Annotated in this window: 10 protein-coding genes and 1 pseudogene; 6 read left to right on the top strand and 5 right to left on the bottom strand. The window is 31.3% G+C overall.

Annotated features, from left to right (window positions below; genetic code table 11):
• Positions 1-463: 463 nt before the first annotated feature.
• The 4 genes and pseudogenes from H8R24_RS11375 to H8R24_RS11365 form a co-directional block, all read right to left on the bottom strand.
• Positions 464-1,336 (bottom strand): TraB/GumN family protein, encoded by an 873-nt coding sequence (locus H8R24_RS11375; RefSeq protein ID WP_187019131.1) that lies wholly within the window; start codon positions 1,334-1,336, stop codon positions 464-466.
• A 23-nt stretch (positions 1,337-1,359) separates the two neighbouring features.
• Complete coding sequence (locus H8R24_RS11370; protein WP_187019129.1) at positions 1,360-3,507, bottom strand: outer membrane beta-barrel family protein; 2,148 nt, start codon at positions 3,505-3,507, stop codon at positions 1,360-1,362.
• 782 nt (positions 3,508-4,289) lie between these two features.
• A pseudogene (locus H8R24_RS18310) lies at positions 4,290-4,415 on the bottom strand (transposase); the annotation flags it as partial.
• 11 nt (positions 4,416-4,426) lie between these two features.
• On the bottom strand, positions 4,427-5,149 hold the full coding sequence (locus H8R24_RS11365; RefSeq protein ID WP_262891099.1) for an ISAon1 family transposase: 723 nt from the start codon (positions 5,147-5,149) through the stop codon (positions 4,427-4,429).
• Positions 5,150-5,797: 648 nt separating this feature from the next.
• On the opposite strand from H8R24_RS11365, the gene H8R24_RS11360 reads away from it, so the two are divergent.
• The 4 genes from H8R24_RS11360 to H8R24_RS11345 all read left to right on the top strand — a co-directional run bounded on the left by H8R24_RS11360 (position 5,798) and on the right by H8R24_RS11345 (position 8,311).
• Positions 5,798-6,661: an AraC family transcriptional regulator gene (locus H8R24_RS11360; protein ID WP_187019126.1), complete on the top strand. Its 864-nt coding sequence runs from the start codon at positions 5,798-5,800 to the stop codon at positions 6,659-6,661.
• 89 nt (positions 6,662-6,750) lie between these two features.
• Complete coding sequence (locus tag H8R24_RS11355; RefSeq protein ID WP_187019123.1) at positions 6,751-6,948, top strand: hypothetical protein; 198 nt, start codon at positions 6,751-6,753, stop codon at positions 6,946-6,948.
• A gap of 1 nt (position 6,949) precedes the next feature.
• On the top strand, positions 6,950-7,576 hold the full coding sequence (locus H8R24_RS11350) for a ferric reductase (RefSeq protein ID WP_187019121.1): 627 nt from the start codon (positions 6,950-6,952) through the stop codon (positions 7,574-7,576).
• A 6-nt stretch (positions 7,577-7,582) separates the two neighbouring features.
• On the top strand, positions 7,583-8,311 hold the full coding sequence (locus H8R24_RS11345; RefSeq protein WP_187019118.1) for an SIP domain-containing protein: 729 nt from the start codon (positions 7,583-7,585) through the stop codon (positions 8,309-8,311).
• A 100-nt stretch (positions 8,312-8,411) separates the two neighbouring features.
• Here H8R24_RS11345 and H8R24_RS11340 read toward each other — a convergent pair whose 3' ends face one another.
• The gene (locus H8R24_RS11340; protein ID WP_187019115.1) at positions 8,412-8,855 is read right to left on the bottom strand and encodes a hypothetical protein; all 444 of its coding nucleotides are present in this window, start codon (positions 8,853-8,855) and stop codon (positions 8,412-8,414) included.
• Positions 8,856-9,066: 211 nt separating this feature from the next.
• Here H8R24_RS11340 and H8R24_RS11335 point away from each other — a divergent pair, with 211 nt between their 5' ends.
• Both H8R24_RS11335 and H8R24_RS11330 read left to right on the top strand, forming a co-directional pair.
• Entirely contained in the window at positions 9,067-9,714 is a 648-nt protein-coding gene (locus H8R24_RS11335; protein ID WP_187019113.1) for a hypothetical protein, read from the top strand.
• 33 nt (positions 9,715-9,747) lie between these two features.
• Positions 9,748-9,906 carry a hypothetical protein gene (locus H8R24_RS11330; protein ID WP_187019110.1) on the top strand — a complete coding sequence of 53 codons (159 nt, stop codon included), beginning with the start codon at positions 9,748-9,750 and terminating at the stop codon, positions 9,904-9,906.
• Positions 9,907-9,959: the final 53 nt, after the last annotated feature.

The raw sequence follows: 9,959 nt of genomic DNA, 5'->3' as shown, positions 1-9,959 counted from the left end.
TTTAAAGTTTAATAATTGTGTTGAAAATCTAATGTTTAATAATAGATGGTTTTAAGTTTTTGTTTTCTGCTTTGATATTGCTATACTTTTCATTTGATATTCGAAGTAGGATATTATATCATCCGTTCGTTATCCATTTTTACTACTGTGGTAGTATAAAGTGCTACAATGTCAATTTGCTTAGTCTGGCCACTGGTCTATAATTGGAGGAGGCCACTTAATTGGTCCTGTAAGATTTACAATTGCCAATTCTTCTCTCTTCTCTAATTCTTCGATAAGAATTTTTTGATTTGATTTCATGAATTTTTATTTTTGGTTAATATTTAGTTGATTTACAGTGTTATAGAAACCATTATACAAGAAGGATTCTCTATTCCAGACATTTCTAGTCTTTCTTCTAGCTGAATGATGTTAATTGAGTTGAGTGTTTTCATTTTTTATGATAATTTTAGTTAAATGGTTATTAGAATGTTACCGCCGTAATTGTATAGCCTGCTTTTTTTAAATTTTCGTATAGGTTGTTATCAGTTGTGGTGAAATATCCTGGGTCTATAGTAAATAATACCGCACTGTCTGTGGTTAGTTTTTCTATTTTTGGAAGAATAATATCGGCATATTTTTTTACCATATCCTCACTATATTTAATTTTTAAGTACTGATTATATGTGTAAAGAGTTTTTAGAGCATCTTCATTTCCAGAAGAATAGAATTTATTTTTGTTTTCAATAGCTGCTTTTGCTTCATCAGGATTGTTAAAAATATAGGAAATGTTGTTTTTCCAGTAGTCTTTAGTTCCTGCATCCATTAGCTGTACATAATCATTCACTCCTAAAAGTTCTGTGTAAGTTTTTTTATTTTTTAAGGAAAAAGATTGCAAATCATTTTCTATTCTGTATCCAGAAGTTGCTCCGCAAGGATTTGCAGACATTAACAAAAAAGCATTTACATAAAAGGGCTTGAACATATTTACCATTTGTTCTGTCATTCCTGCTTTTTCCTTAGCATAAGCAATTATCTTCTGATAGTCGTCTGAAGACAAAATGTTTTTAAGCTTCTGGCTGTTATCTGTAACTGCTATTGAATTTTGAACTGATTTTTTGTTTTCTTCAGTGTTCAAATTTTGTTCTACCGCAATTACGTCTACTTTGGGAAGAACTTCAGACTCTAATTTTATTAAATTATCTCCTGATGAGCATACATTTGTACTTAGAAATACATAAGATGTTTTCTTTCCCTGCTTTTCAATCTTCCATAATAAAGTCGATTGTGATTGTGCATTTAGCATAACTGTTGTAACTATTGGCAACCCCAGTAAAATTGTTCTAAAAATCTTCATAATTGTGTTATTTTAAATGTTTATTATTGTTCTGTTTTCATTCTTTTTTCCAAATCGTCGAAAGTTTCGTTGCTTCGTTTTAGTTTTGAAGAGCTTCCTCCGAATTTGTAAGTTAATCCTATGGTAACGAATCTGGTTTCACTTTTTTTGTTTTGATTAAGAATTACATTATTGTAATCTACTGTATAGCTGCTTCTCATTGTGTTGAAAATATCCGATACTACCAATTTCAAAGACATTTTGTTGTCCAAAAGCTGTTTGCTAATTCCGAAATTTGAATTGAAATAACCTTTCGTTTTATAAATTCCCATAGCAATAGGACTTTGATAGACCATATTGAGCTGTGCAGACCAATTATTCTTAAATTTAAAACTGTTATTATTTTGTATCAGGTATGCCCAAGCGTCGTTACCTCTTGTTGAGTTATAATCATCCGTTGATGTATTGTATTTATAGAAACCTGTTCCTCCTACTAAATTCATTGTCCACATTTTAAAGAATTCTTTATTCCAAGCTGAATAAATGTAAAAGAAATCCGAATTTTTAAAATTGGTATAAGTACTAATAGTTGTATTTCCGTTTTTTGTAAAAAGAGGCCCCAATGGGTCAATTGAATGCGTTTCACTTGCCCCAAATGTTAACGTCTGGCGATAGGTGTAGGTAAGGTCAAAACCGTGATTTATCTGTGGGCGAATATTAGGATTCCCTTGAAAATAAGTGTATTCACTCTGGTATCTTATAAATGGGTTCACTACATCAAATCCAAATCTCTGAATACTTTTTCGATAACTGAAATTAAAAATATTGTTCAGATTTTTTAGATATTGTAAGTTTAGATTTGGAAACAGATTAAAATAATTCCTAATATTCTGTTCTCCTCCTATTAATCTACTGTCACTGTGAGTATGCTCACCACGAAGACCTAAAGTAATTTGCCAATTGTCACCTAAAGCTTTGTCATAAGTTGCATATCCTGCATTAATATTTTCTTTGTAAATAAAATTATTACTTTTTAAAGGGTCATTAGTCCACACATCATTCAGGAAATTTTCCCAAGTAATATCATTACCAGACTTTGTATTGATGTTCTTCAGTCCAAATTCAAAATTTCCAATACTTGAGGGATATTCAAAATCCACAGCTGCAGAATATACTTTGTTGTTGCCATTCGTAAAGTCTCTTAACAAAATATCAGGAGTATAAATTGTAAAATACTTTGTAATAAAGTTTTCGTTAACATCTTTCTTATATTCAAAATAATCCAGATTTACAGTGATTGTTCTTTGTAAAGAATCCAAAACCGTTTTATAGTAAAGATTCGTTGCTGGATTAAAAATTTTAGATTTGTTGTCATTTTTTAAATCTGATATGCTGGAATTTCCGGAGGTTAATAGATTAATATTGTTATTGCTTGAAAGAGTATTATTGTTACTCATTCCTCTGAATAGAAATCCAATTGTATTCTTTTTAGTAATATCATAATCAATGCCTATTCTGTAATTATGATTATCTTTGGTAGCATCGCCTTTTTCATCTTGCAATAGGCTTGATATTGGAGAAAGAGTTTGATTTGAATTGTTTTTATAATATTGTTTTGAATTTTCGTAATTATAACTGCTATAAATGTTGACAGACTTTATTTTATAGTTTAATGTCATTCCTGGAAGAAAACTAGCATATTTACCAATTTTACTATTTGCTATCAAAGAACCGCTTAAACCATTTTTTCTATTCTTCAAAAGTTTGATATTAATCACGCTTCCTCCGAGTGCATCGTATTTAGATGATGGGTTAGGCAATATTTCAACTTTATCTATAGTGTTTCCAGATACTGAAGCAAGCATTGTCTTTAGTTCTTCTCCACTTAAATTGGTTAGTTTCCCATCAATTAAAACCGTAACAGATTTTGATCGGAAAATAAGAGTTCCATTCTGTTCAATAACACCTGGAGATTGTAGCAAAATGTCATAAGCATTACTTGTAGATGCAATTGGGCTCTGGCTAACATTTATGTTAATTCTGTTAGCAGTTTGTTCAATAAATGTCTTTTTACTACTTATAACAACTTCCTGAAGCTCATTAACTTTGGTTTTTTCATTCTCTTGTTGAGAAAACATGCAAGTGCTAATTAATGCACTTGCTAAAGAAATTATTATTTTACTCTGTCTCATGTTTTTTAATTTTTACAAGACAAACTTCTAACAAATGAATTTTTTTTAAAAAAATATTATTTGAAAAAGTATTTTCTCTATTTGAAAACGTGTTTGCTCTATATTGATATATTTGAGTTCAGCATTTTGTTTCGTTAAATGTTCATTTTTTCGTCTTTGAGGAAAAAATTTCTACATCCAATGTAGATATTGAAAAAGCATATATGAAAAACACAAAAATTTTAAAGAAGATAAAATCATTGTATATATTTATTATCTGAAAATCAGTATTATATCTCTTCAGATTATTTAAAAAGATTAAGTTTTTTTATTCCGCTACTGCTTTAGATCAAATATTCAGGCTGTTTTTAGGGTGTAATAGGTAACATGCCAAAACCTCCATTTCTTTAAAATTATGTAATTTAAAAGTTCTTCGAGATAAAAGAAACTTATACAATTATTTTCAGCCAATAAGAAAACTATATGGGATAAGATTTTGAAAATTAAATAGTTATAATTCAATTAGGATAAGTAGACCTAGTTAAGCATATTGATGTTAATATTTTTAAACTTTTTTAACTATTATAAAGCCATATAAGTTAAATAAAAAAGCGTTTATTAAACTTTTTGGACGAAAAGGTAATTTCTAAAATATTCATTTTTTATATCTACAAAAAGTTATTGTGTTAGTCACTTAAATTCTGTATGTCTAAATATTTAAAAGATTCACATAAATTTTCTGGGGATTACGCAAAAAATTTTTCCATTCTAAAGAGAAAGAATTTCACATGTACTACGCCTCTTTAATTAGCTCTGAAAAGTTTTATCTTAGAATTAAATGATTTAGCATTTGCATTTGTATGTCTTTTGATAAAAAAGTTTATTATGGTTTCTAAATGATATTTCAAGCTGTTTGCAGCAGTGTTAAAATCGTTTAACTTTAATGTTTAGTTTTCTCTATCCATTTTATAATTTGTTCTTTTGCTATTTCTTTTGAAGTTTGTTCATAAATGTTTCTCAACTCTAGCGCGTGCTTGTATGCTTGATGCAAGAGCGGATAATTTTTAAATAACAGTTCAGCTCTTATATTTTGGTTTGTTGTCCACTGGTTTTGCTTTTTAGCAATAATGTAGCGATTTCTAGCTAATAATTGTTTGGGAGTATCATCGTTTTCAAGAATAATTGAAATGTATTTTATTGCAAACTCTTTAGCATGTTTAGTGGCTAGGTTCTCCTTTTCTATTGCTTCCCATCTCAATTTAATTCTTTGATATTGCAAGGCTTCCATTACCAATTTTACAATGTAGAATCGGTCGGTAACTAAATTACTTTCAGGAAAATACATTCTGGCTGTCAATTGCATATTATTAACCATATCAAGGGTTACCTCCTGTACTAATTTTCTTTTTTCTAATGGGATTTTATGCAAAACATCAATGATGTCTTTACTTTTAGTGCCTTTTATAACTGCAACTATTGTGTTTTTCTTCCCTCTTCCTCTTTTATTGGTTACAAAGGTGTAAAGTTCTCCTTTTGATAAACTAAATTCGTCAATACTAAGGTTTTTTCGAATGTTTTCAGGATATATTAAATAATCTCCATCGTGATTTAATTGTTCCCAATCTTTAAAACCAGTAATTTTTTTCTTGCAATGACGTTGCAAAAAATTAGCTTTAACACCATCATGGCCTGCAATTTTACTTATCGTATCTTCTCAGGTCTCGAACTGTATCTTTTAAAAAAAAACTGAAAGCTCATCTGTTAATTTTGAATCTTCAGCTTTAAAAAAACACTCACTTTTGATTGCAATGTTTTGTCTATTTTATTACGCTATCTTCGTCTTTTAATACCAAAATATACTGCTTTTCCTCTTATTGGAAAGTATAGTATTAAAGTTTGTTCATAAACCCCTTTGGACTCAAATTAATTGATATTGTAAGCTTTTGGAAAAATGTTTTTCTAATCGAAATAAATAAAGAAACAATTTTTCTTTGTTTGTAAGTCTTCCAAATCTTTGAAATCAACAATATCAAAATGGGGTAATAATCGTACAGGTAGAAAAGATGAAAATAAAGGAAAGTCCATTTGCTTTTTTTATGCAAATTTAAAACTTACCCCCAACTTTTTTATGTGAGGCGTAGTTTCTGTATAATACTATAGAAGTCAACTTTAAACTTTCGACCAAAGTCAAGGCTATAATTTAGCGGTGAGCTATTTAATACTGTTAGAGTTATTTGACAATAATACTTACATAGAGTACTTTTGAACAAAAAAACTATTAAATTAGTCAAAAACAATAACAACGGTGGTATTGAAAAACATTCCTAATATATCTTTCAAGACTAATAAAGAGGCTAGTGATATTGAGTTTCTTCGTTTGGCGGAGCTATTCGAAAAAATAGAAAAAGACCCTAATCATGATCCCAAGCAACCCCATCGAATTTCTTTTTTTGTCCTACTCATTGTCACTGAGGGCGAGGGTGTCCATCAAATAGATTTGAAAAATTATCCTATTAGCAAAGGCGCTGTACTTAAAATTGCAAAAGGGCAGGTGCATGCTTTTCAAAACAATTTTCAGTATGACGGCTACCTTGTTGCTTTTACCGAAGATTTCATATTACGGTATTTTTCAAAATCATCGGCTGCTTTTATTTCTAATTTATTCAACTATCACTTGTCGGAACCTTTGATAGAAGGGAGTGCTTACAACGACTTTTTTATAGAAAATTTCAAACAAGAAGTACAAAGTACTACTCATTATGGACAAAAGGAAATTATTGCCAAAATTCTAGAATTGTATTTATTGCGATTAGAACAGCAAGTACATCAGACACATCCTGATCAAGTTAATAAAAAACATCAAGAACTTTTTATGGCTTTCAAAGATCAAGTAGAGCATAATTATACAAAAACACGAAACGTAAAAGAGTATGCAGCAATGCTTGGGGTTTCGGCCAAACACCTTAACCAAATAACACGCGAGCTTAGCCTGAATACGGCAAAGTACTTTATTGATCAATATGTGATCCTTGAAATTAAGCGTGTTTTATTTAGTACTAATAAGAGCCTTAAAGAGGTGGCATTTACTAGTGGCTTTGATGAGTTAACTAATTTTAGTAAATTTTTTAAAAAGCATACAGGGCTTTCGCCAAAAGAATACAAAGGCAGTCTTTAAGTTATTTGGTTTCAGATTTACCATTTTTAGCAATCAATTTACCTTTTGTAACAAGACCTAAAAATCGAACTTTGCTCAAAAAATAAATTATGAGTACAGTAGCTACATGCCCTGTTTGCAATAGCAAAGCAGCGGTAAAAGAAAAAGATGGAGCAATCACCTATAAAGCCATACAAGACGAGGATGCATTAAAAAAAATTGGTCAGCTAAAAAAAGCGATGGAAAAATTTAAAACCAGAGCAGAAGAGTTGGAGAAAGAACTACAAGAATTAAAATTAAAACAATAGTATGGGTTTTTTAAAAAAAAACTATGGATGGATGATAGTGGCAATTTTGGCTGTACTGCCACTATTTATTTTGGCCAAAATGATCACTATTGATTTGCAAAATGGACTAGCTATTTCCTTAGTCGAGAACAAAGGGAGCGAAGGAAAGTCAACCCTCGAAATGTTGTACCATATTTCAGGTGAATTCGCCATTAGATGGATGACAGCAGTTTTAACTTGCACACCATTCTTCATTATTTTTGGTGTAAGCAATCTGTTTGTGCGTCAAGCTATGGGTATTGCTGCAGCTGTTTGGAGCATACTGCATTTTGTGATTTTTGTTTGTGCCGAAGGTTTTTTAGAGACTTTTACAGAACTAAATTATATTGCTGGTTTTGTGGCTGTTTTGATTTTAATTCCGCTGCTGTTAACTTCGAATAGAAAGGCAATGAAGGCGCTTCGATCGAAGTGGAAAAAACTACAAACGTTCTCGTACGCAGCCATTACATTGAGTTTGATACATATTGTATTATTAGAAAAAACGTGGTTGATCTATGCTATAATTCTGATTTTGGGGTTTGTAATAAGAATTCCAGCCATCAAAACAAGGATCGTCGATTTTAGATTAAGTCGTGTTCATTTAAAATAAATTGAGATGAGTTTTATTGAGACTATTTTAAAAGCAGTAATTCTAGACGAGGCTACAATTACTGAAAAGGTGTTGCTATCTGATAATGTTTTTAAAATTAGATTGCAAAGTGATAGCATTCGAAATATTGATTTTATTCCAGGTTCGTCATTGCGCATGGGGATTGGTATTGGTAAGGAAGACTTGTCCTTGAAAAGTAAGATGAGAACCTACAGCGTTTGGGATAGTAATAAACAAGAAGGATACTTAGATTTAGCAATTGCTACTCACAGTAGGGGCATAGGTGCTGTCTGGGCTAGGGATTGCAGGCTCGGGGATACCATCTATTTTAAAACCAAAAAAGGCAACTTCCTGGCAGATGATTCTGCGGATAGTTATCTGTTTATTGGAGATCTTTCGGCGCTTTCCCATTTGTATATGATCAACAGAAACATTGGTGTCAACAAGCAAGTGGCAAGCATCATTTACAATTCGAACAAAAGCGATTTTTTTCCTGATGTTGACGGGAGTTTTCCTTTTGATTTTTATGAACTACCCGAAAATCCTACTGCTGCCATAATAGCTAAGGTCAAAGAAACAGTAGCTACATTAAAGGGTAAGAAGTTGGTTTATATTGCTGGAGATAGTAGAGTTTGTGTGGCACTGCATCATTTCTTTAAGAATGAATTAGAATGGGAAACAAAACAAATTAAAACAAAACCTTTTTGGAACCCTGAAAAAACAGGTTTAGAATGATCGTAGTTCCGAAGGTTTTCGTAAAAAGAGAAAATCTTCTTCGGTTCAAATTACCTTATCTAGTAAGTTATAGAAAGTTCCGCTTAAGAATCAAGATGTTTTATTGGATAATAAATCCCAACTTTTTTGCGGCAGCGCTGTCAATAGGGTGAAACTGAAAATCAGTATCGTCAAATTGTAAAGTACCATCAATATAGAACGGCATATTCATAAAAGTGGTCGCTACGCCGCTACCCATTTTTAAAACGGGTCCTTGTTGTAGTACTACAAAAGGAGCCCATTTCTTGCTGCCTCCATAGGTTCTGAAATCAAATTTCCCTTTGAGTGTATCGCCAATTTTCTCCCCTCGTACTTCTCCTGATTCTTTACCTACACCGCCGTATCGTAGTTCTAATTGGCCATAAAATTTGTTGTCGTATTCTGCTAATTTTAGTAGGGCGGTATCCTTGCCTTTAATTGCTTGGTAAAATTTAGTCTTTTGCTCTGTGTCTGATTGGCAGCTAAGTACCATCAAAAAAGCAATTAAGATGATGCTGTTTTTCATAAAATCAAAGATAATTAAAAATACTACAGGATCAATTAAGTTCGGTTAAGTGTGGTGCAGTTCTTGTTGCGCAACAGAGTCAAGTTTTTGCGCTAGAGGGTTGTATAATAAATGCGTGAAAAATGAAGTTGTTTTTATAGTTGGTTTTTGTAATTTTGAAAAGGTGATACGCTCTAAAAAGAACGGCTTATTTTTTTAAAAGAAAACAACTATGAAAAAACTATTTTTAATTGTGTTGCTTTTTGTGTCTAAATTGTTAATGGCGCAAGCAGCAATCGACTGTAATGACCCAAACTTACTTAGTTGTTGCCCTTCATTAGCGTCCTATACTCCTAAAATGAAATTGTACGAAGATTTAGGATGTAAAACAGACAGAAAAGCAGCAGAATATCCTTTCTTTCCCAAAATGCTAGAATACCAAGGGTATATTTTTAGAGATATTTCGAGCTGCGCTGCTCAAAACATGGATTGCTCCTTAATGTTTGACTATTGTGTACCACAAACGAGAGAAACAATGCGCGTAAAGATCACGGACTATAAAGATCCCTTTTTTGCAACAAATCAAGGGAAAGCTGCTTTAAATATGGATTTTTTAGTTTTAAATCCGCAGGCGTTGGCTTTGGGTTCACATGAGCTTTCTCCAATGAATAGAAAATACAAAAAAAGTCGTATTGTTTCTGCACGGTTTTCTCCTTATGGCGGAAAGTCGGATGACGTAATGTATTATGCTTTTGTAAATGATCGCTACATGATTACCATAACATTAACCGATAAAATGAATCGATTTAAAAGCGCATTAGAAACAGAGGGTTTTCTAAATAGTTATATCGAACAAATTAATCTCAAGGAAACCTATTAATTAGAAACAATAATATATTAAACTCAGTTAAATATGGATATTTCGGGTATTGAAGACGAAATTGTAAAATACAATAATTCACCATTAGCAAAATTATCGGGCCTATCACCTATTCAAACTCACGAATTGATTTATAATCCTTTGGGTGAAAATTCTTGTATTAAGTTTATACCGAACAAAAATATAATATAAACCAATTTTGATAATTGGTTTTTTTATATTATATTTGGTCTATATTATAACAG

Origin of the sequence: Flavobacterium muglaense, from assembly GCF_014305155.1 — a bacterium.
GTDB classification, from domain to species: domain Bacteria; phylum Bacteroidota; class Bacteroidia; order Flavobacteriales; family Flavobacteriaceae; genus Flavobacterium; species Flavobacterium muglaense.
Note: the sequence above shows the minus strand (reverse complement) of the source record. Positions and strands in the feature narration are given on the sequence as shown.

Excerpts from the sequence above, each read along its gene's own strand:
- H8R24_RS11345 (WP_187019118.1), top strand. The coding sequence starts at position 7,583 with ATGAGTTTTATTGAGACTATTTTAAAAGCAGTAATTCTAGACGAGGCT.
- H8R24_RS11370 (WP_187019129.1), bottom strand. The coding sequence starts at position 3,507 with ATGAGACAGAGTAAAATAATAATTTCTTTAGCAAGTGCATTAATTAGC.
- H8R24_RS11335 (WP_187019113.1), top strand. The coding sequence starts at position 9,067 with ATGAAAAAACTATTTTTAATTGTGTTGCTTTTTGTGTCTAAATTGTTA.
- H8R24_RS11350 (WP_187019121.1), top strand. The coding sequence starts at position 6,950 with ATGGGTTTTTTAAAAAAAAACTATGGATGGATGATAGTGGCAATTTTG.
- H8R24_RS11375 (WP_187019131.1), bottom strand. The coding sequence starts at position 1,336 with ATGAAGATTTTTAGAACAATTTTACTGGGGTTGCCAATAGTTACAACA.
- H8R24_RS11340 (WP_187019115.1), bottom strand. The coding sequence starts at position 8,855 with ATGAAAAACAGCATCATCTTAATTGCTTTTTTGATGGTACTTAGCTGC.
- H8R24_RS11355 (WP_187019123.1), top strand. The coding sequence starts at position 6,751 with ATGAGTACAGTAGCTACATGCCCTGTTTGCAATAGCAAAGCAGCGGTA.
- H8R24_RS11330 (WP_187019110.1), top strand. The coding sequence starts at position 9,748 with ATGGATATTTCGGGTATTGAAGACGAAATTGTAAAATACAATAATTCA.